The following is a 24,613-nucleotide window of genomic DNA, read 5'->3' as shown; positions in this document are numbered from 1 at the left end:
GCTTGATGTATAGCCTTTCTAAAACGGTTCTTATTTAAGCTATTGCTGGATCACCACATTTTGTATTTTGTAAAAATACGTTTTGTGATTTAATTTATATTCTAAAACGGCTTGGTTAGGTTCTAGCTTAAATTGGGGTTGGTATATTGCGGGTGCTTTATTGCCATATTCTTTGGCTGGATCTACGTCCAAAATAAGATCAGTGGGTGCAGCAGTGGCTTTCAAGATAGCTTTGAAAGATAACTGTGAAGCACTTTGCAAGGCAGCATTTTGCTTGTTATAATGAACCGAAATGAGTTCTAAATTTGCTGACAATGGTTGGTCAAACTCTATAAAAAAAGTGTTTTTTTGGACAAATGTTTTTTTTATTTTTTGAGGAAAGTGCGATTGAAAATCTGGATTTGTTCCACAAGAGATAAAACTACATACGAACACTAAAAATAGGATACTTATAAAGCTTGTTTTCATACCAATGCGTTTTAGCTTAAACCGTCTTCGTTAATAATTTTTAAAAAATGAAATCCTTTAGGCGCGTATCCTTGATTGTAATAAAAACGATGCGCATTGAAGTTTCCTGTAAAAGCATCTAATACAATCATGGTACAACTAAGTTCTTTAGCTTTAACATCTACATAATCAGTCATCATTTTGCCAATTCCTTTTTTACGATGGTCGGGGTGAACGATAAAATTATCAATTTCGAGGTACTTGCCAGACCAAAGCTTCGTTCCAGACCACAAACCAGAAAGTCCTACACAAACATCTCCTTCAAAAACAGCAATTTGTTTGTAGTTATGCGGAATCATCTCAGTGAGATACGCATCGTATTTTTCGTAAGTAAAGTTGGTATACAAGTACAACATGACAGCATATTGTGCCAGCATTTGTTCTTTGGTAGTAAGTTCTTTAAGTTCTAATTTCATATTTGCTTTTCAAAGATGTAAAATTAGAGAAAAAGGAATGAGATTAAAAGTGATGATGGGATGAATTTTTGAGAAATCTAATCGAAAATTTTAAAATAAATAAGTGATATCTATAACGTAACACATAAAACCACAGCTTATAGCTTGCATTCATAGTAAAAATTCTAATTATCATAAAGTAACTTTTACAATAATGATTGAAAAAAATATTCATTAAAATTAAAAAACTGCTACTTGTAAAATCAAAACCTTGTTTAGTAAAATAGCAGACTTTATTTCCTAATATTTGTGCTATGTTTCGCTGCTGCTATTTAAATAAACTATTTTAAGTGTATTTTTACCTAAACAGTAAGAAACATCCAGATGCAAGAAATTTTAAAAAATCAAATCGATAAAATTGTACCATTAACGGATGCTGAGTTTCAAGTGGTACTTTCTTATTTTTCAATAGGAAAGTACAAAAAACACCAATATATTCTGCAACAAGGAAACTCGGTTCCTTACGTTCATTTTGTTCTAAAAGGATTGCTCAGATCATTTTATTTAGACAAATCAGGCAAAAGTCATATTTTACAATTTGCAATGGAAGATTGGTGGATAACAGATAATCAAGGTTTTTATAACGAACAAAATGCTACGTTAAATATTGATTGTTTAGAGGATGCTCAAACGTATTACATTTCGCTTGAAAACAGAACTAAATTATGTAGCGAACTACCGAAAATCGAATTCTTTTTTTTACAAAAAATGACAGCAGGTTCTATTGCGCTTCAAAATAGGGTTCTTTCACTAATGAGCAAAAATTCAGAGGAGCGTTATACTCAATTTATTCAATTATATCCAAACTTGATTCAGCGTCTTTCTAAAACTTTAGTAGCCTCCTACCTCGGAATTTCTCGAGAAACCTTGAGCAGACTCTCACATTAATGTGATCTATGTCACTTGTTTTATGTGATATAGATCCTTTGCTTTCCTATTTGTATTGATGAATTTTGTATCTACAAATTTAAAAATACGTATATGAAAAATATAGCACTTGTAGTGGGAGCAACCGGAATAACGGGAAGCGCACTCTCTCAGCAACTAATAAACAAAGGTTGTACAACATATGGATTAGCCCGCAACCCAAGACAAGACATTCCTGGATTGCAACCCGTAGTTGCCAATCTATTGGATCTTGACAGTTTAAAACTAGCTTTACAAAATATAGCACCCACACACATATACATTACAACCTGGATGCGTCAAGATTCTGAGCTCGAAAACATACGAGTAAATAGCTTAATGATTCGGAATTTATTAGATGTTTTATCTCCTAAAAAATCAGTTCAACACGTAGCTTTAGTAACAGGACTCAAACATTATCTGGGGCCATTTGAGGCTTATGCCAAAGAAGGTTTTTTGCCCGAAACTCCGTTTAGGGAAGAACAACCGCGTTTAGATATCGATAATTTTTATTACGCACAAGAAGATGAAGTCTATGTTGCTGCAGCTCGAGATGGATTTACGTGGAGCATTCACCGTCCGCATACAGTAATTGGAAAAGCAGTAGGAAACTTAATGAACTTGGGTACAACACTTGCTATCTATGCTAGTATTTGCAAAGCAACTGGCAAACCATTTCAATGGCCAGGTTCAGAGGCGCAATGGAACGGACTTTCAGATGTGACCGATGCTGAAGTATTAGCAGCACATTTAATTTGGGCTTCTACAACTGAGCAGGCATTTAACGAAGCTTTCAATGTAGTCAATGGCGACTTTTTTCGATGGAAATGGCTTTGGAAAAAAATAGGAGATTCGTTTGGACTCGAAGTAAAAGGATATGATGGAACGATGCATCCTCTAGAAAAACAAATGGAAAAAGATAGCGAAGTTTGGAAAAAAATCGCGACTGAAAATGGGCTTAAAGAATTGGATCTTAACCAACTTGCTTCGCCTTGGCATACTGATCTTGACCTAGGACGACCTATAGAAGTAAATACAGATATGTCTAAAAGTAGAAAACTAGGTTTTCTCGTTTTTAAAAATACCGAAGATTCCTTCTACGAACTTTTTGCAAAACTTCGTTCGGAACGTTTGATACCTTAGTTTGTAGATGCAGGTTTAGTAGCGTTAATCTAAAAAAGGGATTTGAAACAGGATATGAACTGCCCCCAAATAGTTAGACACTATTTGGGGGCAGTCCTATGGAAAAAAAGTCAAATACAATTTGCAGGAATTATAAGTCTACTACTTTCTACGAGTTTGTTTTTCTGCTAGTTGCATCGCGTTATAGACATTTAATACTTTCCCTGATTTAGAGAGTTCAGAAAATTTAGCTTTTTTACCCTCACCGCCAGGAATCAAAACTTCAATGTCATATTCAGTTCCGGATTCCAGAATAATTTGTTTCACTTCCTTAGCACTAAGTTTAGGAAAATACGACCAAATCAAAGCCGCTGTTCCAGAAACCATAGGTGTAGCAAGTGAAGTTCCTGAATCATACACATAACTATTTCCTGCAGTTGTTGTATAAATTTTATCTCCGGGAGCAAATAAATCCACATTTTTTTTGCCATAATTAGAGAATTTAGATATAAAATTACTATCTATTTTTTGAGATATTGAACCTACAGTTATAAAATTTTCTACAACTTCATCTGGGTTTTCGTAATCAACATCACTAGGATAATATGGGTTTTCATCAACATTAAAACTATTATTCCCTGCAGCATGAACCAGCAAAACATCATGCTTTTCGGCATATTTATAAGCGTCTATTACCCATTTTTTATGCAAAGAAAATTCTTTTCCAAATGACATATTGATGACTTTCGCTCCATTATCAACCGCATAATAAATTGCCATTGCAATATCCTTATCGTGTTCATCGCCAGAGTAAGAAATATTTAAAGGCATTATCTTTACCATTTCTGAAATTCCATTAATTCCAAAATCATTATTTCTATTTGCTGCTATAATTCCTGAAACCTTTGTGCAATGATCTTGAATTTTTCTATGACCAACTTTGTTGTTACTAACTAAATTATTACCATAACCTTTTTTTAGATCATAAGCATTATCCCCTAGAGCTTCCCGTTCATTAAAATTTAAGTTCAAATTTTTATTAACTATCGAATCTACCTGTATTTTAGTCTCTATAATATCTTCTAAAGTATTTTCGTTTAAATCAAATTTTCGCTTCAAAAAACCAACCATTGCTCCTATATCATAGTCCTTGTCCTCTCTTCTTTGTCTATATGTTTTATCATTTATTTTATATTTATTATAAAGACTATCTAATTGTTTATAAGTATAGTCCTCTTTCGGAAAATAATGCTTTAAACTATCTCTAGCTATTGGATAAGTTAAAATACTATATTTTTGATTTTCTAACCAGTTTTTATAATCAGCATTCCGAGTCTCAAATAATTGCAATGCTCTGTGATATTCTCTATAATCATAAAGTTCTTTTGATGCTACCTGATTCTCCTTTTTATCTTTAAATCTAGAATTCCACTCTCTTATGATTCTTACAAATTCAAAATTCCCCCAAACTATGTAACCACCACTTTTAGTACCAGCAAAGTTCCAACCGTTTACATCGTCAACATAACCGTTATTGTCATCGTCAATACCATTATTATTAATTTCTTTTGTATTAGTCCAAATTTGACCCAATAAATCTTCATGTTTTAAATCGATTTGAGTATCAATAACGGCTACAATTATATCCTTCTTTTTTGGCTTTGTGGTATTTTGACCATACCATTTATTTAGAGAAATTCCAGGTATACCGTCTTGCAAGTAATCTTTCTGAAACCAATTATTTAATGAACCATCTTGCTTTGTGGTGAGTAAATTACTGCTTGTCGTTTTCTCTTGAGAAAAACAACTTACAAAATTTGCAATAAAAAGAAAACAAGTAAAATAATAAAGCGGCAATAATTTCATGATTAAGGTAATTTTAATGGTTCAAATGTATTAAAGTTGAACGATTCCTGTAAATAAAAATGTAAAGTTGTTACTGGAATTCCGTGAATTCCGCTATCTGAAATTCTATTTGCTTATTTTAAAACAGTTAAATTGCTCTAGTTTTACTCAATTCTTTGATAAAAAAGCTAGGCTTGATTTTATATTTTTTATAAAAAGCAGTCGAAAAAGCTTCCGCCGAATTAAAGCCAAATTCACTTGCTAAGGAAGCTATGGTATAATTTTGCAAAACAGGTTGTGCTTGCAATTGCAAGACTGCTTCATATACCCGTAGCTCATTGATGTATTGAACAAACGTTTTCCCTTTTTGTTCATTGATAACTTTAGACAAATATTTAGTATTGGTGTTTAGTTGCAAAGCCAGTTTTTGAATAGAAATTGTGTTTTCTAAAAAGCCTTTATCGTTTTCAAATACTGTTAATTTCTCCAGTAATTCAAGTATTATTTCGTCTGATAAACTCTGTTGTACTTTACTTTCTTTAGCATCAGATGTGGTAAGCTGTGTTTCTAGAATAATACTATTTTCTTCAATAGGTAATGCAGAATGAAATATGGCTTCGAATCGATTTTGGAGTTGCTTTTTTAAGTAAAATTGGTATCCAATCAAGCAAGCAACGCCCACAACTAAAACTACAATCCAGATATAAGAAGTAGATTGCCTTTTTTCCAAAGATTGTATTAAGGCTACTTTCTCTGCAATTAGATGCGGGGTATCGTATTCTTTTACTAAAACTTTATTTAATTGCTTATAGTTTTTTTGTAATATACTATCAATACTCATAAACTTATTCAAGAATTTTAATTGATTTTCTTTGTCTCCAATTTTTTTGTAATATTCAACTAAATAGGAATACCCGCTGATAAACTCTGGTGTAATTCTTTTATTTAATAAATACATGGAATCAACTTTGATAAAATTTTGAATCGCTTTCTTTTCATTACTCATACCAGCGTAAGATTTTCCTAAATAAAAATAAGAAGCCAGTATATTACCGTAGTTTTTATCTAATATTATCTGAGGTAATGCCTTATTAATACTATCTAAAGATGCTTTATAATTTTTCTTAAACATTTCATTTGCACCTTCATTTAAAATAAAATAGGGTATATAAAACTTATCGTTGGTTTTAATAGATTCTTTAAAACCTAATTTGTTATAAAAACTAGCAGAGTCTAAATTGTTTAATGATTTATGCGCATCTGCAAGCACAAATAAAAGATTGTGATAATCGCTACTGTATTTTTTAGAAGATATATCTTTTTTTCTTATATAATTTAAACATTCACGGTATAGTAACAAAGCCTCCTCTACTTCGCCTAATTCCTCTGACCTCAAAACACCAATTGACCTCTTGATATAAAAATTTAAATCTTCGTTATTACCTTTAGCATATTTTTCTGCTTTAAAGTAATTGTCCAAAGCCTTGCTATATTTAAATTGCATTCTTAATTCATATGCCTTTCTAGAATAAGATAACGCTGGAAAATTATAATCATTTTGATTAGTGGAATAAGCAATAGATGAATCAAGGTATTGAATTGCTTTATTTCCTTTGTATAAAGTTGATAAAAGATAAAAACCGCGTGAAAGATTTAAATTATTTTTTTTAGAATAAGAATTTGAAATGATTTCCAAAATAAATCTTTTCTTATGGTGATCACTTTTCTGTGAAGTAAACTCTTGTTTCAAATCTTCATAAGAATCCGATTTTTGAAACGGTTTGATTGTCTGTGCACACAAAAAGAAAGGAAACAGTACCAAAAGCACTATTTTTAAAAATTGTTGGTTAGTCATTGTAGTTTGGTTTAGTACAAAAGTAGATGATGTTAATTAAAACGCTGAAAAAAAACTACATTTGAAATGGTTTCACGCGGAATCAATTTTTACATATTGAAATCATTAAAATTCCGATACCTAAAATTCTATTTGCTTATTTTAAGACTGTTAACTAGCTCTAGTTTTACTTAACTCTTTGATAAAAAAGCTAGGCTTGATTTTATACTTTTTATAAAAAGCAGCCGAAAAGGCTTCCGCCGAATTAAAACCAAACTCACTTGCTAAGGAAGCTATGGTATAATTTTGCAAAACAAATTTTGCTTGCAATTGCAAAACTGCTTCATTTACCCGGAGCTCATTGATGTATTTTACAAACGTTTTACCTTTTTGTTCATTAATGACCTTAGACAAATATTTAGTATTGGTATTTAGTTGCAAAGCCAGTTTTTGAATAGAAATTGTGTTTTCTATAAAGCCTTTATCGTTTTCAAACACTGTTAATTTTTCCAGTAATTCAAATACAATTTCATTTGATAAACTCTGTTGTAATTGACTTTCTTTAGCATCAGGCGTGGTAAGCTGCGTTTCTAGAACAGTACTATTTTCTGCTACAGATATGGCTGGATTCAGAATTGCTTCAAATCGATTTTGGTGTTGTTTTTTTAAGTAAAATTGGTAACCAATCAAGCCAGAAACGCCCACAACTAAAACTACAATCCATATATATGAAGCAGACTGCTTTTCTTCCAAAGATTGTATTAAGGCTTCTTTTTCTGCAATTAAGTGCGGGGTATCGTACTCTAATTGCATTTTTTTACTTAATTCTTTATAGTTTTTTTGTAACGTGCTATCGATAGACATTAACTTGCTAACATATTTCAATTGATTTTCTTTATCATTTCTTTCCTTATAGTGGGAAATTAAAAAAGGATAACCGCTAATAAATTCTGGGGTTATTCTTTTCGTTTTACCATACATGGAGTCAACCTTGACGAAATTTTGAACTGCTTTTCCTCGATTTCCACTACCCGCGTAAGATAAACCTAGATAGTAATATGATGCCAAAACGTTTCCATAATTTTTTTGTTCTATAAGTTCCGGTAACGCTTTGTAAATACTGTCTAAAGCACTTTTGTAATTTTTCTTTAATACTTGATTGGCTCCTTCATTTAAAATAAATAATGGCGTATAATGTAAGTCATTGGTGGCTCGTGATTCTTGATAACCTAATCTATTGTAATAGCTTGTAGAATCTAAAGTGTTCAATGACTTATGGGTATCAGCTAAAGCAAACAAAACACTGTGAAATTCTACTGCATAACTGGGAGATCTTACTTCCTTATCCTTCATATAATTAAAACATTCTCTGTAAAGGACAAGTGCTTCTTCAACCTGACCCAACTCTTCAGAGCGTAGTATTCCGATAGAATGCTTTACGTTATAATAAAAATCTAAATTATTTTTTTTGCTATCCTTTCAGCAATAAAAAAATTATCAAGTGCCTCCTTAAACCGCAATTGTTTTTTTAGTTCATATCCCTTTTTGGAATAGGACACTGCAGGGAATTTTGTATCGTTTGTGTTTTTTGCGTATGCAATTGAATAATTTAAATATTGAATAGCTTTTGATCCCTTAAACAAAAACGACAATAAAAAATAACCTCTTGAAAGATTAATACAACTATTATTCTTACGAGCCCGTTGTATGTAGACATTTGCATAGTAAAGCTGTTTTTTATCATTACCTTGATTCTTAATGAAGGCCTGTTTTAAATCTTCATAAGAATCCGACTTTTGAATCGGCTTACTAGGCTGTGCACACAAAAAGAAAGGAAACAGTACCAGAAGCACTATTTTTAAAAATTGTTGGTTAGTCATTGTCGTTTGGTTTAGTGCAAAAGTAGATTATATAAATTAAAATGCTGTAAAAAACTACATTTCTAGGTTAATTGTATTGTGTTGATTTTCATTATTTTAAAAATATAACTTATCGGAATTCACGGAATTCCGATAACAAGTATTTGCACATCATCAACAACAATCCTAGTTTTGACCTCAGAAATGAAAAGCATTAAAAAATAAAACGATAGTCAAAAATATAAGCTTTATCAAAAAAAGGGAATAATTCAGCTGGTAGGTAACCCTTAAAAAAAATACAGAGCATGGAGTTTATAAAGCTACGATCTCCATTAAAAAATGAGCATAAAAGTTCTCGAGAAACTTTTTTAAAAAAAGGATTTAAAAAAAATGAAAAAATGAATTTACAACCATTTTTAGATCAATTAAATAGTGCAAAAGTAAAAACTATAAAAGAAACTATTTTCACTGCACTTTTTGTGCTTATTGCTGCATCAGTTGAGATAATTTCTAATTGGGCTAATTTTATGGCTGGACTAATGGGAACAATACCATACGATACCTAACAAATGAAACTACCCAAAAACTTTTATTTATTCTTTGGAATTTTCTTTACCATAAACTTAATTTATTCCTTAATTAAGATCAGAGACACCTACGAATTATTCTCTTTCCCAGTTAATATTTGGGTATACAGAGGCTATAGATTGTTTATCGCTTTAGTGTTTATAAAAATATATTTTAAAATGAGAGTCAACGATATGACAAAACTAAATCAATAAAAATAAGTTCTGACTTCAAGTACCTAAAACCTACAAAATTTATCTGAAAAGTCTATCTTTTCAGTTACTACTAGTATACTGAAGTTTAAAAGCCTCATCTAATGAAATACTTTATTACTCAAACGTTGCAAAACATACTTCTAATTGTGTTCATTTTACTTATCCGAAATTTTTTTAAAGATGAAAAAAACAACGACATCTACAAAGTATTGGACTTAGAACGCATCTTTCTAATTCTCTTTTTTTCAGTAGCACTAGCCAGCTATGAAACATACAAAAAGAAGCAATCAGAATCAAAAAAAGAGCTGAATCCATAAACTTCATTTTAAATCTATCCTAAATAAACCCTACATACTTTGAAGTAAAAATATATCTTATACATTAAAATTCATATAGAAATAATTCGTTTTTCACATCTAAAGAATCCTAATAAGATCATCATAAAAATACTATACCTAAAAATAAAATGATCACACTTCTACTTAAAATAATCATACAATACTTGAAACTTTTTGTGAATTTTATCAATGAAAATTTAAGCTAACTAACAAATTGGCATACTATTTGAAAATATAATTTTAGCTATTTCAGTACAATAAAAATGAAAAAATACTTCTTCTTTACATTATGCTTTGCAGTAATCTCTGCAACATCTTACGCCCAAAAAAAAGGTAAAACCGCCTTGCATGAAATAGAAAAAACAGTAAATACCTATCCCTGGCAAAACATAAAAACAAAAAAATATTCTTGGCTAGAGACTATAGATAAGAAACAAATTGACTCTTTAATGAGAACGTCCCTAGTTATAACAAGTACAGAAAAACCAGTTAAAACATTCAAAAAGAAAAGCTAACCACAAAAAAAAGAGCCAACATAATGTTGGCTCTTTTTTTATTTGTGTAAATAATTACTATCCTTTTAAAGCTTCCGCTCCACCTACAATCTCTAAGATTTCATTGGTAATTGCAGCTTGACGTGCTTTATTATAAGTCAATTTCAATTGGTTTCTCAATTCCGTTGCGTTATCAGTTGCTTTGTGCATTGCTGTCATACGAGCTCCATGCTCAGAGGCAAATGAATCACGAATACCTTTATACAATTGTGTTTTTAATGATTTAGGAATCAAGGTTAAAACAATTTCTTCTTTTGAAGGCTCAAAAATATAATCTCCTGGAGCAACAACTACATCTGTTTTCAGTGCTGCTAAAGGCAAGAACTGTTCAGTTTGAACAATTTGTGTAGCAGCATTTTTAAATTGATTGTAAATCAATTCAATCTTATCATACTCACCAGCAACAAATTTTTCCATTAACTCATCAGCAATTTTTGCTACATTGTCAAAGTTTAAATTATCAAAAACAGTACTTTGATTGCCTACAACATTTAAAGTTTTGCTCAATACATCGTTACCTTTTTTACCAATAGCAAAAACATCTACTTGCTTTCCTGAATAAAATTCAGCACGGTTTTTGGCTTCTTTTATAGCATTGGTATTAAACGCACCAGCTAAACCTCTATTTGAAGTTACTACAACTAATAATACTTTTTTAATGTCGCGTTGTGTGGTATATTCACCACCAGCATCACCTTCTAATGTAGCAGAAAGATTTTGTAGCAGTTCTGTCAATTTTTCGGCATAAGGGCGCATAGCTGTGATTGCATCTTGTGCTTTCTTTAGCTTTGCTGCAGAAACCATTTTCATTGCCGATGTTATTTGCATCGTCGATGAAACGGAAGTAATTCTATTACGGATTTCCTTTAAATTTGCCATTATTTTTAGTCTAATGTCTTAAAGTTATAAAGTCTAAAGTCATATAAAACAGATTAACTGAATTTAAGACTTTGGACTTTACAACTTTTGACTAGTTTTAGTTATATTTTGCTGATAATTCTTTTGCAACAGTTTCAATTACATCTGTAATTTCGTCAGTCAATTTTCCTGCTTTCAACGCATCAAGAGTTCCTCTGTGTTTAGCGTTTAAGAATTCTAAGAAATCTTTCTCAAATTCTCTAACTTTAGAAACAGGTACGTTTTTCAACAAGTTTTTTGATCCTGCATAAATAATAGCAACTTGATCTTCTACAGTATAAGGATCATTCAAACCTTGTTTCAAGATTTCAACGTTTCTTTTTCCTTTTTCGATTACGTTTAAAGTAACAGCATCAAGATCAGAACCAAATTTAGCAAACGCTTCCAATTCACGGAATTGTGCTTGATCTAACTTTAAAGTACCAGCCACTTTTTTCATTGACTTAATTTGTGCATTTCCTCCAACACGAGATACCGAGATACCTACGTTAATCGCTGGACGAACCCCAGAGTTAAACAAATCACCATCTAAGAAAATTTGACCATCAGTAATCGAAATTACGTTTGTTGGGATGTATGCAGAAACGTCACCAGCTTGAGTTTCAATAATTGGTAAAGCAGTCAATGAACCACCACCTTTTACAATTGATTTCAATGAATCTGGTAAATCATTCATGTTTTTAGCAATTCCATCATCAGCAATTACTTTACAAGCACGCTCTAATAAACGACTGTGTAAGTAAAAAACGTCTCCAGGATACGCCTCACGTCCCGGTGGTCTTCTCAATAAAAGAGAAACCTCACGGTAAGCAACAGCTTGTTTAGACAAATCATCATAAACGATCAACGCTGGACGACCTGAATCTCTGAAATATTCCCCAATAGCAGCACCTGCAAAAGGAGCATAAACTTGCATTGGAGCTGGATCAGAAGCATTAGCTGCAACAATCACAGTATAAGCCATAGCACCTTTTTCTTCTAACATCTTAGCAATTCCTGCTACAGTAGAAGCTTTTTGTCCAATAGCTACATAGATACAAAATACTGGTTTCCCAGCATCGTAAAATTCTTTCTGATTTAAGATAGTATCAATACAAACAGTTGATTTACCTGTTTGACGGTCACCAATAACTAGCTCACGTTGTCCACGTCCTACTGGGATCATTGCATCTACTGCTTTGATACCTGTTTGTAATGGCTCGGTAACTGGCTGACGGAAGATAACTCCAGGAGCTTTTCTTTCTAATGGCATCTCGTATAAATCTCCACCGATTGGTCCTTTTCCATCAATAGGAAAACCTAGTGTATTAACAACACGACCTACCATTTGTTCTCCTACTTTAAGAGAAGCAATACGTTGTGTTCTTTTTGCAGTAGATCCTTCTTTGATTCCTGTAGATGGTCCTAAAAGTACCACACCCACATTGTCTTCTTCAAGGTTCAATACAATAGCTTCAAGTCCGTTTTCAAATTCAACTAACTCACCATATTGCACATTTGAAAGCCCGTAAATACGAGCAATACCGTCTCCAACTTGAAGTACAGTTCCTACTTCCTCTAGTGTAGCACCAGATTCAAAACCTTCTACTTGCTTTCTTAATATTGCTGAAATTTCAGCAGGTTTAATTTCCGCCATCTTAATTTATAATTTAGACACTTAATGTGTAATAAAAATTAGTTACTTAATTCTCTTTTTAAAACTTGTAATCTGTTTGCAACAGCAGCATTATATTGCTTGTCACCTATTCTAATAATAAAACCTCCTATAATAGCAGGATCTACTGTATTGATAATTGTAATTTTCTTATCAGACAAAGTAGCTATTTTAGCTAAAACTTTGGCTTCTAAAGCTTCATCCATAGGAACAGCTGTAGTAACAGTTGCTACTTCAACTCCATTCATTGTATCAAACAATCCATTGTATTCTAATGCAATAGCACCTAGAATTTCAAATCTTTTGTTTTCAAATAACAAATGAAATAAACTTTTAGTCACAGGATTTGCATCCGCAAAAACCTCTAGTAAAGCACTTTGTTTTTGATCAACTTTTAAAGTTGGATTTTCAATAAAGTTTTTCAATTCTAGATTTTCTGTAACAGTCAATGCAATAGTTTTCATATCAGCATTGACAGCATCAGCCACACCTTTTGACTGTGCGATTTCTAAAATTGCTTTCGCATAACGAATTGCTGCTCTAGTTCCTGACATAATGTTAGTTTAATTTTACGTCTCCTAACATGTTCTCAACTAGTTTAGTTTGAGCCTCCTTGTTAGATAATTCGCTTTTTAATAATTTCTCTGCAATATCCAAAGATAATGTAGAAACATGAGATTTCAATTCAGCCATTGCTGCATTTTTTTCTGCTGCAATAGCAACTTTTGCTTGCTCAATCATACGAGCTCCTTCTGCTTGCGCATCCGCTTTTGAATCAGCAATCATTTTCTCTCTCATTTCACGTGCTTCTTTTAACATAGCATCACGCTCTAAACGTGCTTCTTGTAAAATACGCTCGTTTTCTGCCGTTAAATTTTGCATTTCCAAACGCGCAGTTTCAGCTGCAGCTAAAGCAGAGTTGATTGAATCTTCTCTTCCTTTTACCGCGCTCAAAATTGGTTTCCAAGCAAATTTCCCTAACAGGATAAAGAAAACTATAAAGATGATAGAGGTCCAAAAAATTAAACTCTCTGGTGCTGTAAAATTCATATATTTATATTTAAAGTTTGTTTTAGAAATAAAAACTCCCTGATACCAACCGTATCAGGAAGTTTTAAGCTTTAATTATGCGTTTGTGATTAACGCAACAACTACTGCGAAAAGTGCAACACCTTCAATAAGTGCAGCAGCAATAATCATAGCAGTCTGGATTTTTCCAGCAGCCTCAGGTTGACGAGCAATAGCGTCCATTGCAGAACCACCAATTTTTCCAATACCTAGACCTGCACCAATAACAGCTAATCCAGCTCCGATTCCAGCTAATACCATAATACTAAATTTAATATAGTTAATAATTAATAAAACACAAATTAATGGTGGTCATGCTCTTCAACAGCCTGACCAATAAACAATGCAGTTAACAACGTGAAGATATATGCCTGCAACGCCGCAACCAACATTTCAAGTACACTCATGAACACTACGAAAGCTCCAGATATAGGTGCAACCGCTACTGTTTTGAATATAAAAATCAATGAGACCAAACTCAAGATGATAATATGCCCTGCAGTGATGTTAGCAAACAAACGAATCATCAACGCGAAAGGTTTTGTCAACATACCAATAATTTCTACTGGTATCATAATAGGATATAATGCTTTTGGAACTGGTGGCAACAAAATGTGCTTCCAGTAATCTTTGCTTCCGCTAAAAGTAGTTACAATAAAAGTAATCAAGGCCAATACAAATGTAAAGAAGATGTTACCCGTAAGGTTAGCACTAAAAGGGAAAAAAGGAATTAAACCAATTAAGTTGTTAATCCAGATAAAGAAAAATATGGTTAACAAATACGGCATATATTTAGCATATTTTTTAGTTCCAATATTAGGAATTGCAATTTCGTCTCTTACAAAAATAACTAATGGCTCTAGGAAACCAGCGATTCCTTTTGGTGCTTTAGGGTTTTTCTTGTATGATCTTGCTACTGCAAAAAACAAGAAGAACAATACTAAAGCCGACATTAACATGGAGAATACATTTTTTGTAATCGAAAAATCAAGTGGCCTTGCTTCAAATGCGAAAGCACCATTTTTTCTTTGATCTTCTGTTAATGTTTCAAATTTATCAGCATAAAAAATAACTTCATTGAAACGAACTAATTTTTGACCGTTTATGTCAATAACATGATGTCCTTCGTTATCGTGGTGAAATTGCTCCGAAGAAAAAACCTCTAAACCAGTATTAGTCCACAAAATAACTGGAAGGTAAAACGAAATAGGGTGACCACCCCAATCAGCAATATGGAATTCGTGCGAATCACCAATGTGATCATTAATCAATTCCGTGGCATTAAATTCTTTTTCAGCAGAATGACCTGTTTCTCCGTGTGCTTCTGCAGCAGGAGCAGCATTCTCAGTGTGATTTTGAAGACTATCCGCGCTTTCATTTGCGAAAGTAACCAATGGCATACACGCTAGAAAAGTTACTAACAGGAATTGAAGTGATTTTTTTGAAATTACCATTATTAATTGAGTATCTGATTTAACGTTTTTAAAATTTTTTGCAAAGGTACATATTTAATTGAAAATTGAAAATTATAATGATGATTTTAAAAAATGAATTTTACAATCGCATTGCATTATTTTCAAGTAACTTATCTTTTATTTATCAATCGTATTGAAAATACAGTTTCAAAAAACAAAAATAGGAAATACGGGATAAAGAATGCAGCGATATCTAAATTAGTTTCTCTACCTTTTGCTTGTATCAAAGGAATTAAAAAAACTACCGAAGCCATCATTTTAAAAAACGTAATCCCCATAAAAGCAAAACCGGTATACTCTGGTAATTTTGAATGAACAAAAAGCAGTACTATATATAGGAGTAATGATGATATAAATTGAAATAAATAAATACTCCAAGTTGTGTAAAAAAAATCGTGTTGAGATCCTAAAGCCGTTGTGGCATATTGCTGTGCAAAATACAATAGTAAGGTAAAGGGTATACAATATTTTAAAAACGTAATTAATTTGCTCATTTATTATTTTTATTAATGTTGTTCACCTGACGTATAACATTATATAGCCCAACAAAAACAGAAAATAAGGATAGCCCAATGGTAAACCAAGGGGTTGTTCCATGAGTATATTTTCCGTCCAGCCATATTCCTAAATAAGTGAATAAAAAAATGACAATCCCCATTTGAAAAGGGATTCCCATAAATAAAAGCCACTTATTAACATTACTATTTTTTGGTTCCTTTTTCACTGTCATTTGGTGTTTGACTTGTATTCATCATTTTCATGGTACAAGTAGCCGTAAAATCAGCTCCGGGTTCTACGGAAAGTTTCCCTACAAGTACTTCACCATTAATACGTGCGGTTGCTTTAATGTTTAAAAGTTCGGTTACTTGAATTTTACCTTCAAATTTCCCCTCTATATCAGCACTTTTACAAATTATGTCTCCTTTTACACTACCCAACGGACCAATAACAATTTTACCCTCTGAATGAAAATTTCCAATTAAATTTCCATCCAGTCTAAAATCAGCCTTAGAGGATATGTCTCCAGTGATTGTTGTAGCTTCTACAATTCTATTTGTTTTACCTAAAAGATCAGTGTATGGTTTTTGCTTTTTATCAAACATAGTTTATTTTTTTAGACCTAGATAAGCCTCAAGATTCTTTTTAATTTGGATTACTTTATAATTATCATTGCTAATCACAATGGCATTTGGCACATTCCCAGTAGGTTTTAATGCTAGTATTTTTGTTGTGATGTTCGTTGCAAATGCACTAGAATTAAATCCGTGGATTGTGATGAAATTTTCTTTTTCATTATACACATCAAATGACAAAGACAATTCAGTTAGATCATTTTCTTTTATAAATTTGGTTAATTTATCTGTTAAGAGTTTAGTGGCTTCGACATCTTTTTTCCCTATGGTGTACAATACTTTCCACTTACCGCTTTCTGTTGTCTTGAAATCTATTTTTTCTAAAAATGGAATTTGTTCTTTTAAGGTAAGCACTGCACCCTTACCTTCTTCGCTATTTGGATAATTATCAGCAACATCTTGCAATGCATTTTTAAAGGCCGTTACTCCTCTTAGTTTTCCTATGGTATTGGCCTTAAGCAATTCAAATTTTGACACTATAGCATCACCTGAAAATTGTGTAATTAATGGGTCTATGTTTTCTAAAACTGTTACATATTCTTCATTCTGGAAAACTCTATACCATTTGTTATACGTTGTTTCTGGAGTTTCTTCTACAGCTACTGAACTTGAGCTGGTATTGCTTATAATTTGAGCATAGCGAGAATTAGGGAATTGAGTCTCTATTTTTTGTTTTATAGCGGCTGCTTTACTCACATCGGTAATTTGGTATAATTTGTACAAGTTATACAAGGTAGGTAACACTAATTTTTCCTCAGGATTATTTAAAAGTAATTGCTCTAACTTGGCTATTGCCAATTGATTTTCTTTGAATTTCTCTTTGTATATTATTCCTAATTGATAGTATGCTTCATTTCGGTCTTTATTTAACTTATCCAAGTCGGCTTGTTCAGTAGGCAATTTCTTGATGTAAAAATCAGTAGTAAATTGCTCTGCAACGGCAGTTGTTGTTTCTCCTGCTACGCTTGTAAGTGGCGAATTAGTATCACCGTTTGCCAAACTAGAATTTGAGGTAGCTTTTACCATTCTCCAATTGCCGATGGCTTCTCTATCTCCCCAATTTTTTTTAAATTCTACTTTTCCAAAAGCTACTGTGGTAGGATTGTAAAAATAAAAGGTGCTGAGTGCTTGTTGTGAAATAGGTGCGTTCCCTGATGGCGGAAGCATAGCGTTTTTTCCTCCTGGGGGTATTGGACTGAAATTTGTAGCTGGATCTGGTGAATTAATCGATGAATTTGCAGCTACATTGTCCGCAATGCGTTTGTTTTTTTCTTCTAGTATTCGTTTTTGTTCTTCTTTTTCTTTGAGTCCCGCAATGTGTTTTTCATAATACACAATTCTATCTGTTGTACTCATGGCTACTACCCGCAGGATACTGTCATTTCTATTGGCAATGGTTTCGTACAAAATAACCTCATCAAGATCCGTTCTAATTTTCTTGATTTTTGCAAACTCTCTAGTCTTATCATTAAGTTTTACCAGCGTACTATCATAATACTTAGCTGCAATAGGATATTTTGTATTTCTAAAATACATATTCCCCAGATTTCTATAGTTTGAAGCTACAAGGTAAGGATCTTTAGAATTTGATTTTAAGGATTCATTATACAACGCAACAGCTTGTTCTTGGTTGTTTTGCTTGTCATGAAATAAAGCCATTTGATGAAAGATCAAATCTTTAAATGGGCGGTTTTCTCGATCATTTATTAATTTGTCAAAGGTTTTAGTGAACAATGCCACATCTCCTTTTTGATAATCAAAAAGCGTTGCTTTTTTTGCCTGTGCTTGAATGACAAATTTGCGCTCCGCCTTTCTGTTCATGTCTATCACATTCTGATATACTGTTACGGCACTATCTTTGTGCCCTAACTCTTGATACAACTGCGCTAAGACAAAACGATATCTTGCTCTTTCTTGGTTTATTTTTGTAAAATCTATGGCTAATTTTAATTTGGCCACAGCACTGTCTTTTTGTTCTAAATTTAAAAAAGAAGAAGCCAAAAGCGCATTTGCATCTGCAAAAACTTGTTTTTTTACTTCGTGATCTTCTAGTAATTTGCTAATATTCTTGATAACAAGTGGGTCATTCCCCAAACGCATATTGGTTTTTTCACGCCAAATCTTAGCTTCGTAAATTTTACTACTGTTAGGATATTTGTAAAGAATGTAATTGAATGCATCAAGAGCTGGTATAAACCGTTGATCATAGTATCTCGCTTTACCTAACATGAGGTAAGCCTCATCTATTTGCATGTTTTTCTCTCTGCCGTTAATGTTCATGGAGTGTTTTTGAATGGCTTTGGTTGCTTTGGTCTCAGCCAATTCAAAATCAGGGTTTTTAACTTTGTTTGACGCTGAAAACTCCTCAGAAATTTGCATTTTTTCTATGGGTAGAATATTCCAAAAATTATCATCGCTGTTGTCGTTGACGGTTTTTATTCCTTTGTCTAAGGCTATTTGTCCGTTGTAAAGGATGTTGTATTCTGTACTTAAGGCATGGGAATTTCTAGAAATGAAGGTATCTTTTTTTGTAGAACAGGCTACAAAAAAAGTAAGAAGTAACCCGAGAGATAATGTTTTAAATATATTGATTTTCAATGGAAAACGTTTTTATCAATTAACTATGAAATACACCTTTTAGTATATGAACTTGTAAAAATACATTTCTTTTTGATAACGTGAAAATTATGATGCTTTATTTGAACTTTACTCGAGTGCGTAAGGGATTGCAGCGGCATCCTTTATTTTTTTTCTTTAAAAAAATAAAGATATAGCGAAAAGTCCGACCCGAGGTCTCGTTTTACTGAACGAGACTGAGGGTTACGCCCAAAAGAAAACGCTAATTCATTTTGTAGATATTCTCCTGGGAGCATCTCTTAAGCGAATTAGCGGTATCGTCTTGCTAGTAAGCGATAGTCGGCTAAATAAAGCAATTATTTTCGGATTATAAAGAATTTTTCCAAATACAAAACCATTTTTCCATTAAGCCTAATTCCCGACTATTACTTACTAGCTCTTATGGGTTTTTGCTTGACAATCCTTATCTTTTATTAGACTCCAATTTTTTAATTTTAGCTTTCAATATTTTGAATTCTTGATTCTGCTCTTCAATTTTTTTATTCTGTTCAATTGTATATAAAGTCAATTCTTCAATTTTTTGTAATAGCTTAGATGTTAAAACTCCTAAATCAGTACCATTATTCTCCATTTCTTTTGCAGGTGCAATTTCTGGTAAATGCTTTTGTTCTTTTACAAATTTTTCTAATTCATTTAATGGCATTAATTTATAAGTATTTTCAAAAACAAAATCAGCTCCATTTAGGTCAACTTTAATTTCTCGTGCTCTAATTGTCCCTATTACATCCAACTTATATTTAGGAGATACTGTACCAATCCCAACGTATCCACCAGAGTTAAAAATGACATCATTCGTGTTGTATACACCTTCAATCATTACTGTTGGAGTATTTTGAACATATTTAGTTATACCCCATTTCGGACTATTTCCATCCCATGCATCAAGAGCTACACCATACCCAGTTGACCATCTAACTCTAATACCTCCATTCCCATCTGAACCACTAAAACCTGTCCCTCCAGAAACTTTTTGTACTGTTATTGGATTTGAAATATTACTTGTACCTACTCCAATCCTATCATCTACAGTCAATATTTTTGCACTCCAATCTATATTAGATTTATTGGCGTTGGCCGAAGTATAAAATGTTTCCCAATTAGTCCAACCTTGATTATCATATCTTCCTAATCGTATTTTTGGAGCAACACCTCCATAGGTTTCACTGTAAGGAAAAAAAAGTTGAAAAGCACCTCCGTCTTGACCTACATAATATCCTCCTCCAGCCAATACTGACCCAAAACTCGGAAATCCATTTTCTCCTTTAACAAATGAAAGTTGCAATTTATTATTAAATATTTTTGGTTGGTCTGCGTCATTCCAAAGGTAAGAACCAATCGAATTCAATTGTGTCTGTGCGTTAATGCTATTGATAGTAATCAATAACAAACTTGCAAATATGATTTTTTTCATTCTGATTTGATTTTGTATTTAATTTATTTTTGTGTCCTTTAGGCGGTGCAATAACCCATAACATTATCTAAAATTGTTGTGCTGAATTTATACGGCAAAAAACTGTTCTAATTCTTGTAAGGTTTCTGGCGATGTTTGAATGTCTTTGACCACGTTTCCTTTGTGCATGGCTACAATCCTGTTACTAACCTCAACGGTATGTTGCAAATCATGGCTTGACACAAGTACGGTTACGTTAGGATCATCGGCTAGATCTTTGATGATTTTTTTCAATCGGAATTGTGTGGTTGGGTCTAAATTAGCAAATGGTTCGTCTAGAATCACTACTTCGGGATTGCCAATAAGAGTAGCAATGATCCCTACTTTTTTCTGGTTTCCTTTTGATAAATCGCGTAAATATTTTTTGTTTTTAAGGATTTCTCCGTTGAAAAACTCTTCATGTTTGGCTAGTAAAACATCAACATCGGCTTTGTTTTGACCGCGTAAATCGCCAATGAAATAAAAATATTCTTCGGGAGTTAGGTATCCTATCAAAAAGCTTTCGTCTAGGAACGATGCTGTAAAAGGTTTCCAAGCTTCGCTGGTGTTTACTTGCACGCCATGGTTGATGATGTTGCCTGTTGAGGGCTGTATTAAATCTAAAAGCAAACTGAAAAAGGTGGTTTTTCCAGCGCCGTTGTTACCTACTAAGCCAAAGCTTTCCCCTTTTTTTATCTCTAAAGAATCTATTTTTAATACGGTTGTTCCGTTATATGTTTTTGATAAGTTGTTTACTTGTATCATTTTTTGAAGTTTAATCGGTTGATTGGTTAATGTGATTGTTAGTTATCCTTTTTGTTTGTATGCCGCTATGGTAGCGTATTTTTCTGATTTATATGTTTTTTCAATCAATGAAAATGCTTTTTCTTTGAATGCAAAACCTATTACACCTAGGGCTGCTACTAGCGCTAAACCTATAGTTGGACTGCCATATTTAGACCCAAGCCAATACAATAATACAGGTAATCCTAATTGTGGTATGGAGATGAGCATGGTTTTTACATTGAAGGCTTTTTTATCTCCAAAAGCGCCTTTTCCTGAACTTAAATCAATAGGTGTTTTAGTGTACGCTCCTCCTAATAATACAAGATGTGAGTTGACACCAATGTTATAAATGGCTCCTACAATAATGGTTAAGTAAACTTGTACACCAAAATAAAGATAGAACGAAGCAATAACTGTAGTAACAATGGTAGCAATTACCATTAACCACCATTTTGAACTCAAATAGCCTTTGTACGGAATATTTTGTGTCATCATGAGCTGGTAATACGAGCTATCCCAACTCGGCACAAATTGTCCGAAAGTGATTAAAAATCCACCTGAAACAAATATTCCCGCAAAAATGTGCATAATAGGATTATTGTACATTGAAACGCTGTTAGTAAAAAACAACAATCCGTAAAATAGAAACATAACGCTAAGTCCAACCGTAGTTTTAGAACGTTTGTTTCGTTTGATTAATTTGATGTCATTTTTCAAGAAAGTTCCGATGGTTCCAAATTGGTTCAACCAAGTAAGATCTTCTGTTTTGGCCTCATCGTGTTTGCTAGATAAACCTGCGTCTAGGTACAAGTTCTTCTTGAAATATTGAAAAGTAACATAATACAAAACAATTACGGCTACAACTGGTATTAAAAATGCCCAATACGTATTGAAAAGTGCATTAAAAAACGGAGCTACATATGCTGTAATATCAAATATACCATAGTAATGCAATCCTCCTAAAACAGCTGTAATTCCTAAAAACAAGGCAAATAAATTATCTTTATTGCTCAACAATATATTGATAAAATTGTTACAATAGAACAAAGAATAAACGGCCAAGAACCAAAGTACAACAGAGGCTGGATCATATCCTTCAATAAGCAATACTATACTAAAAGGAATTAAAAAGAAGGCATGAATAATGTTGAAAAAAGACAAAATAGTTTTCCCTAGTGAGAAATGGACAATAGTTGATTTATTGATGGGAAAAATCAGTAAGGGACGAATGTTAAGTACTGGGATTTTTTGAAGCATCAATCGGACAATTAAATCCATGATTACCAAATAAAACAGGAACTGATTGACAGAAACTATTGGGTCTAGTTTCATTTTCTTGAGGACATAAAAAGCCCCAACACCAAATGCTAAAGAGATTAAAATGAAATAAGCCGCAACAAATCCCATCAAGATTTTTAGTGCAAGATTTGAGGCAAAAGATGCCGACCTAGTAAAGGCTTTCCATTCGAGATAAAGGAATTTTGAAATCATAATTTGGTTTTTTGGTTTGCTAATAAGTAGATCGAAATTAAAAAATGTTACAATTTTTCGTATTTATATTCTGGATAGGTTTGTTCTAGGTAAGTTTGTGTTTTGGATGGGATTATTTTAAAAATGATGAAAAGAAATAGGCTAAATGATACTAAAAAAAAGCTCAGCCCCATTATTAAGTAATCATTAATTAGATATTCTTCGGGATGATTAAAGATATTTATCATTATATTAAACGGCAAAATAATAATTGCCGAAAAACTTCCATAATTGTGGATAACCTCCTCAAATAACCAAAGTTTTTCTCCGCTTTGTTTTCTGTTTTTGGTGGTTTTGTGATTTTTGTACAGTTCATAAAACATAGTGACGAACAATAAAAGGTATGTTCCCATGAAAATATATTCCCTATAAACACTTAACTTTAAAACAATAAATAAAGCTAAGTTCATAATTATTGTTAATCCAATTTTAGGGATACTGAAAAAATCTTTGAAATACTGCCAAACAATCTTGTAGTACTTTTTGTTTAGGACCGCTCGTCGTTTTTCAACCACATCCATAAAGCCATAGATACCAAATTTTTTAAACTCGATATTTAAAGCTTCGTCAAAAGTACGTTTTGGACTCAGTTCTAATTGCGCTTCAATGGCATTAGCAAGATGATCTACAAGCTCTGATTGCAGATCGTACCACTCCACATAACGCTGGCGGGTAAAAAGATAAAGTTGATCTATTTGTTCGGTGGTTAGTTTCATAAAAAAAGATTAAACTAATTTCAATTTTTTAACGATTTTAAAATGTTCACTAGCCAAGACTAATTGAAAGAAAGAATAAACAAATGGAATACATAATAGTATACAGCCTACTAGATTTTGCAAAAAAGAATTAGTAGCATCAAAATGCTTTAATGGATCTCTATAGTTGTTAAACTGTAAACAAAATAAAAAAACTAGCCAACCTCTAAAAAGAAACAATCTTCCGTATATGGTTTTAATTGTAGACCTCCAAATCAAAAACAAACTTATACTGGTACATACTATCAATATCGTGTAAGCTCCTTGTAAAGCTAAACTAATAGCTTTAAAGGTTTCTTTTTGAAATGTATTTGAAACTATAAAAGCTAGTAGAGACCCGAAAACAAGAATTGAAAAAAATACATTTAAAGCCTGTCCTTTAGAATAAGTGACTAATTTGTCTACTACAAATCGAGGTGCTTTAAAGAAAGTTCCTAACCAAGCATAACTTGAAGAAATTACTAGTGCACTTTTCCATTTCTCAAAAACTGATTTAAAGACAATGTCAAATGAAATTTCTTCCTGACTCATTCTTTCTTCAATTTCTGATGCTATATGGTCAATTATTTCTAGCTTCACATCTTGATAAACAAGACCGTTTAAAACTAAAGTCTCTTCTATTTGGGCTATTTGTTCGGTGGTTAATTTCATCTTGAAAAAATTAAAATTCTAAACTAGGCTTAGGGTTCACTAAACTCTGCATGTTTCTGATGAAATCTTCGAGTTCTAAGAGTCGGTTTACGGTTTCCTTTTCGCCTGATTCGGTTAGTTTGTAATACTTTCGCATGCGGTTGTCAACTTTTTCAATTTCAACATCCAGAATTCCCTCAGCCTCAAGCTTGTGTAAGGCGGGATACAAAGCGCCTTCGGTAATATTGAGTTCACCCGCAGTAATCGCTTTTACTTTCTGAGTGATTTCATAGCCGTACATCTTGCCATTTTCTTCTAGCAATTTCATGATAATCGTATTCAGACTTCCTTTGTACAATTGTGAGTTTTTCATTTTCATTTTCTTTTGGAAAAACA

Annotated in this window: 27 protein-coding genes; 5 read left to right on the top strand and 22 right to left on the bottom strand. The window is 32.6% G+C overall.

Features of this window, described 5'->3' with window-relative positions; genetic code table 11:
* Positions 1 to 39: 39 nt before the first annotated feature.
* Together AC061E_RS00480 and AC061E_RS00475 are read right to left on the bottom strand one after the other, a co-directional pair.
* On the bottom strand, positions 40 to 468 hold the full coding sequence (locus AC061E_RS00480) for a hypothetical protein (protein ID WP_478284508.1): 429 nt from the start codon (positions 466 to 468) through the stop codon (positions 40 to 42).
* 11 nt (positions 469 to 479) lie between these two features.
* Positions 480 to 923, bottom strand: coding sequence for a GNAT family N-acetyltransferase (locus AC061E_RS00475; RefSeq protein WP_478284507.1), 444 nt, complete (start codon positions 921 to 923; stop codon positions 480 to 482).
* A gap of 363 nt (positions 924 to 1,286) precedes the next feature.
* Here AC061E_RS00475 and AC061E_RS00470 point away from each other — a divergent pair, with 363 nt between their 5' ends.
* Together AC061E_RS00470 and AC061E_RS00465 are read left to right on the top strand one after the other, a co-directional pair.
* Positions 1,287 to 1,850 carry a Crp/Fnr family transcriptional regulator gene (locus AC061E_RS00470; protein ID WP_478284506.1) on the top strand — a complete coding sequence of 188 codons (564 nt, stop codon included), beginning with the start codon at positions 1,287 to 1,289 and terminating at the stop codon, positions 1,848 to 1,850.
* Positions 1,851 to 1,943: 93 nt separating this feature from the next.
* Positions 1,944 to 3,011 (top strand): SDR family oxidoreductase, encoded by a 1,068-nt coding sequence (locus AC061E_RS00465; RefSeq protein WP_478284505.1) that lies wholly within the window; start codon positions 1,944 to 1,946, stop codon positions 3,009 to 3,011.
* Positions 3,012 to 3,152: 141 nt separating this feature from the next.
* Here AC061E_RS00465 and AC061E_RS00460 read toward each other — a convergent pair whose 3' ends face one another.
* The 4 genes from AC061E_RS00460 to AC061E_RS00445 all read right to left on the bottom strand — a co-directional run bounded on the left by AC061E_RS00460 (position 3,153) and on the right by AC061E_RS00445 (position 8,549).
* Positions 3,153 to 4,856: a S8 family serine peptidase gene (locus AC061E_RS00460; RefSeq protein WP_478284504.1), complete on the bottom strand. Its 1,704-nt coding sequence runs from the start codon at positions 4,854 to 4,856 to the stop codon at positions 3,153 to 3,155.
* A 127-nt stretch (positions 4,857 to 4,983) separates the two neighbouring features.
* The gene (locus AC061E_RS00455; RefSeq protein ID WP_478284503.1) at positions 4,984 to 6,690 is read right to left on the bottom strand and encodes a helix-turn-helix domain-containing protein; all 1,707 of its coding nucleotides are present in this window, start codon (positions 6,688 to 6,690) and stop codon (positions 4,984 to 4,986) included.
* A gap of 150 nt (positions 6,691 to 6,840) precedes the next feature.
* Positions 6,841 to 8,022, bottom strand: a complete 1,182-nt coding sequence (locus tag AC061E_RS00450) for a helix-turn-helix domain-containing protein (protein WP_478284502.1) — start codon at positions 8,020 to 8,022, stop codon at positions 6,841 to 6,843.
* A gap of 101 nt (positions 8,023 to 8,123) precedes the next feature.
* Positions 8,124 to 8,549 carry a hypothetical protein gene (locus tag AC061E_RS00445; protein WP_478284501.1) on the bottom strand — a complete coding sequence of 142 codons (426 nt, stop codon included), beginning with the start codon at positions 8,547 to 8,549 and terminating at the stop codon, positions 8,124 to 8,126.
* 377 nt (positions 8,550 to 8,926) lie between these two features.
* On the opposite strand from AC061E_RS00445, the gene AC061E_RS00440 reads away from it, so the two are divergent.
* The 3 genes from AC061E_RS00440 to AC061E_RS00430 all read left to right on the top strand — a co-directional run bounded on the left by AC061E_RS00440 (position 8,927) and on the right by AC061E_RS00430 (position 10,163).
* Positions 8,927 to 9,094: a hypothetical protein gene (locus tag AC061E_RS00440; protein ID WP_158634574.1), complete on the top strand. Its 168-nt coding sequence runs from the start codon at positions 8,927 to 8,929 to the stop codon at positions 9,092 to 9,094.
* Between the two features lie 317 nt (positions 9,095 to 9,411).
* Positions 9,412 to 9,627 carry a hypothetical protein gene (locus AC061E_RS00435; RefSeq protein ID WP_478284500.1) on the top strand — a complete coding sequence of 72 codons (216 nt, stop codon included), beginning with the start codon at positions 9,412 to 9,414 and terminating at the stop codon, positions 9,625 to 9,627.
* A 284-nt stretch (positions 9,628 to 9,911) separates the two neighbouring features.
* Positions 9,912 to 10,163, top strand: coding sequence for a hypothetical protein (locus AC061E_RS00430; RefSeq protein ID WP_478284499.1), 252 nt, complete (start codon positions 9,912 to 9,914; stop codon positions 10,161 to 10,163).
* 57 nt (positions 10,164 to 10,220) lie between these two features.
* Here the strand turns inward: AC061E_RS00430 and atpG are convergent, their stop codons facing one another.
* The 16 genes from atpG to AC061E_RS00350 form a co-directional block, all read right to left on the bottom strand.
* Positions 10,221 to 11,081 (bottom strand): ATP synthase F1 subunit gamma, encoded by an 861-nt coding sequence (gene atpG, locus AC061E_RS00425; RefSeq protein WP_478284498.1) that lies wholly within the window; start codon positions 11,079 to 11,081, stop codon positions 10,221 to 10,223.
* Positions 11,082 to 11,178: 97 nt separating this feature from the next.
* Positions 11,179 to 12,756, bottom strand: coding sequence for a F0F1 ATP synthase subunit alpha (atpA, locus tag AC061E_RS00420; RefSeq protein ID WP_144889987.1), 1,578 nt, complete (start codon positions 12,754 to 12,756; stop codon positions 11,179 to 11,181).
* A 38-nt stretch (positions 12,757 to 12,794) separates the two neighbouring features.
* Positions 12,795 to 13,328: an ATP synthase F1 subunit delta gene (gene atpH / locus AC061E_RS00415; protein ID WP_478284497.1), complete on the bottom strand. Its 534-nt coding sequence runs from the start codon at positions 13,326 to 13,328 to the stop codon at positions 12,795 to 12,797.
* A 4-nt stretch (positions 13,329 to 13,332) separates the two neighbouring features.
* Complete coding sequence (locus AC061E_RS00410) at positions 13,333 to 13,824, bottom strand: F0F1 ATP synthase subunit B (RefSeq protein WP_158728084.1); 492 nt, start codon at positions 13,822 to 13,824, stop codon at positions 13,333 to 13,335.
* A gap of 75 nt (positions 13,825 to 13,899) precedes the next feature.
* Positions 13,900 to 14,103: an ATP synthase F0 subunit C gene (gene atpE, locus AC061E_RS00405; protein WP_039113322.1), complete on the bottom strand. Its 204-nt coding sequence runs from the start codon at positions 14,101 to 14,103 to the stop codon at positions 13,900 to 13,902.
* A gap of 41 nt (positions 14,104 to 14,144) precedes the next feature.
* Positions 14,145 to 15,296, bottom strand: a complete 1,152-nt coding sequence (atpB, locus tag AC061E_RS00400) for a F0F1 ATP synthase subunit A (protein WP_478284496.1) — start codon at positions 15,294 to 15,296, stop codon at positions 14,145 to 14,147.
* Positions 15,297 to 15,427: 131 nt separating this feature from the next.
* On the bottom strand, positions 15,428 to 15,811 hold the full coding sequence (locus tag AC061E_RS00395) for a hypothetical protein (RefSeq protein ID WP_478284495.1): 384 nt from the start codon (positions 15,809 to 15,811) through the stop codon (positions 15,428 to 15,430).
* Positions 15,808 to 15,993, bottom strand: a complete 186-nt coding sequence (locus tag AC061E_RS00390) for an AtpZ/AtpI family protein (protein ID WP_254906633.1) — start codon at positions 15,991 to 15,993, stop codon at positions 15,808 to 15,810. The genes AC061E_RS00395 and AC061E_RS00390 overlap by 4 nt, the downstream gene beginning before the upstream one ends.
* 25 nt (positions 15,994 to 16,018) lie before the next feature.
* Positions 16,019 to 16,420 carry a bactofilin family protein gene (locus tag AC061E_RS00385; protein WP_144889975.1) on the bottom strand — a complete coding sequence of 134 codons (402 nt, stop codon included), beginning with the start codon at positions 16,418 to 16,420 and terminating at the stop codon, positions 16,019 to 16,021.
* 3 nt (positions 16,421 to 16,423) lie between these two features.
* The gene (gene porW, locus AC061E_RS00380; protein WP_478284494.1) at positions 16,424 to 19,048 is read right to left on the bottom strand and encodes a type IX secretion system periplasmic lipoprotein PorW/SprE; all 2,625 of its coding nucleotides are present in this window, start codon (positions 19,046 to 19,048) and stop codon (positions 16,424 to 16,426) included.
* A 442-nt stretch (positions 19,049 to 19,490) separates the two neighbouring features.
* Positions 19,491 to 20,498, bottom strand: coding sequence for a hypothetical protein (locus tag AC061E_RS00375; protein WP_478284493.1), 1,008 nt, complete (start codon positions 20,496 to 20,498; stop codon positions 19,491 to 19,493).
* Between the two features lie 87 nt (positions 20,499 to 20,585).
* Complete coding sequence (locus AC061E_RS00370; RefSeq protein WP_478284492.1) at positions 20,586 to 21,281, bottom strand: ABC transporter ATP-binding protein; 696 nt, start codon at positions 21,279 to 21,281, stop codon at positions 20,586 to 20,588.
* Positions 21,282 to 21,323: 42 nt separating this feature from the next.
* Positions 21,324 to 22,793, bottom strand: a complete 1,470-nt coding sequence (locus AC061E_RS00365; protein ID WP_478284491.1) for a DUF5687 family protein — start codon at positions 22,791 to 22,793, stop codon at positions 21,324 to 21,326.
* A gap of 47 nt (positions 22,794 to 22,840) precedes the next feature.
* On the bottom strand, positions 22,841 to 23,548 hold the full coding sequence (locus tag AC061E_RS00360; protein WP_478284490.1) for a hypothetical protein: 708 nt from the start codon (positions 23,546 to 23,548) through the stop codon (positions 22,841 to 22,843).
* A gap of 9 nt (positions 23,549 to 23,557) precedes the next feature.
* On the bottom strand, positions 23,558 to 24,238 hold the full coding sequence (locus tag AC061E_RS00355; RefSeq protein WP_478284489.1) for a hypothetical protein: 681 nt from the start codon (positions 24,236 to 24,238) through the stop codon (positions 23,558 to 23,560).
* A gap of 10 nt (positions 24,239 to 24,248) precedes the next feature.
* Entirely contained in the window at positions 24,249 to 24,590 is a 342-nt protein-coding gene (locus AC061E_RS00350; RefSeq protein WP_478284488.1) for a PadR family transcriptional regulator, read from the bottom strand.
* Between the last annotated feature and the right edge of the window lie 23 nt (positions 24,591 to 24,613).

This window comes from Flavobacterium sp. GNP011 (assembly GCF_056428925.1).
This window is presented reverse-complemented; position numbering and strand designations above follow the sequence as displayed.

Bases quoted from the DNA above. Each gene is read 5' to 3' on its own strand.
- AC061E_RS00480 (WP_478284508.1), bottom strand. From the start codon at position 468: ATGAAAACAAGCTTTATAAGTATCCTATTTTTAGTGTTCGTATGTAGT.
- AC061E_RS00475 (WP_478284507.1), bottom strand. From the start codon at position 923: ATGAAATTAGAACTTAAAGAACTTACTACCAAAGAACAAATGCTGGCA.
- AC061E_RS00470 (WP_478284506.1), top strand. From the start codon at position 1,287: ATGCAAGAAATTTTAAAAAATCAAATCGATAAAATTGTACCATTAACG.
- AC061E_RS00465 (WP_478284505.1), top strand. From the start codon at position 1,944: ATGAAAAATATAGCACTTGTAGTGGGAGCAACCGGAATAACGGGAAGC.
- AC061E_RS00460 (WP_478284504.1), bottom strand. From the start codon at position 4,856: ATGAAATTATTGCCGCTTTATTATTTTACTTGTTTTCTTTTTATTGCA.
- AC061E_RS00455 (WP_478284503.1), bottom strand. From the start codon at position 6,690: ATGACTAACCAACAATTTTTAAAAATAGTGCTTTTGGTACTGTTTCCT.
- AC061E_RS00450 (WP_478284502.1), bottom strand. From the start codon at position 8,022: ATGAAGGATAAGGAAGTAAGATCTCCCAGTTATGCAGTAGAATTTCAC.
- AC061E_RS00445 (WP_478284501.1), bottom strand. From the start codon at position 8,549: ATGACTAACCAACAATTTTTAAAAATAGTGCTTCTGGTACTGTTTCCT.
- AC061E_RS00440 (WP_158634574.1), top strand. From the start codon at position 8,927: ATGAATTTACAACCATTTTTAGATCAATTAAATAGTGCAAAAGTAAAA.
- AC061E_RS00435 (WP_478284500.1), top strand. From the start codon at position 9,412: ATGAAATACTTTATTACTCAAACGTTGCAAAACATACTTCTAATTGTG.
- AC061E_RS00430 (WP_478284499.1), top strand. From the start codon at position 9,912: ATGAAAAAATACTTCTTCTTTACATTATGCTTTGCAGTAATCTCTGCA.
- atpG (WP_478284498.1), bottom strand. From the start codon at position 11,081: ATGGCAAATTTAAAGGAAATCCGTAATAGAATTACTTCCGTTTCATCG.
- atpA (WP_144889987.1), bottom strand. From the start codon at position 12,756: ATGGCGGAAATTAAACCTGCTGAAATTTCAGCAATATTAAGAAAGCAA.
- atpH (WP_478284497.1), bottom strand. From the start codon at position 13,328: ATGTCAGGAACTAGAGCAGCAATTCGTTATGCGAAAGCAATTTTAGAA.
- AC061E_RS00410 (WP_158728084.1), bottom strand. From the start codon at position 13,824: ATGAATTTTACAGCACCAGAGAGTTTAATTTTTTGGACCTCTATCATC.
- atpE (WP_039113322.1), bottom strand. From the start codon at position 14,103: ATGGTATTAGCTGGAATCGGAGCTGGATTAGCTGTTATTGGTGCAGGT.
- atpB (WP_478284496.1), bottom strand. From the start codon at position 15,296: ATGGTAATTTCAAAAAAATCACTTCAATTCCTGTTAGTAACTTTTCTA.
- AC061E_RS00395 (WP_478284495.1), bottom strand. From the start codon at position 15,811: ATGAGCAAATTAATTACGTTTTTAAAATATTGTATACCCTTTACCTTA.
- AC061E_RS00390 (WP_254906633.1), bottom strand. From the start codon at position 15,993: ATGGGAATCCCTTTTCAAATGGGGATTGTCATTTTTTTATTCACTTAT.
- AC061E_RS00385 (WP_144889975.1), bottom strand. From the start codon at position 16,420: ATGTTTGATAAAAAGCAAAAACCATACACTGATCTTTTAGGTAAAACA.
- AC061E_RS00375 (WP_478284493.1), bottom strand. From the start codon at position 20,498: ATGAAAAAAATCATATTTGCAAGTTTGTTATTGATTACTATCAATAGC.
- AC061E_RS00370 (WP_478284492.1), bottom strand. From the start codon at position 21,281: ATGATACAAGTAAACAACTTATCAAAAACATATAACGGAACAACCGTA.
- AC061E_RS00365 (WP_478284491.1), bottom strand. From the start codon at position 22,793: ATGATTTCAAAATTCCTTTATCTCGAATGGAAAGCCTTTACTAGGTCG.
- AC061E_RS00360 (WP_478284490.1), bottom strand. From the start codon at position 23,548: ATGAAACTAACCACCGAACAAATAGATCAACTTTATCTTTTTACCCGC.
- AC061E_RS00355 (WP_478284489.1), bottom strand. From the start codon at position 24,238: ATGAAATTAACCACCGAACAAATAGCCCAAATAGAAGAGACTTTAGTT.
- AC061E_RS00350 (WP_478284488.1), bottom strand. From the start codon at position 24,590: ATGAAAAACTCACAATTGTACAAAGGAAGTCTGAATACGATTATCATG.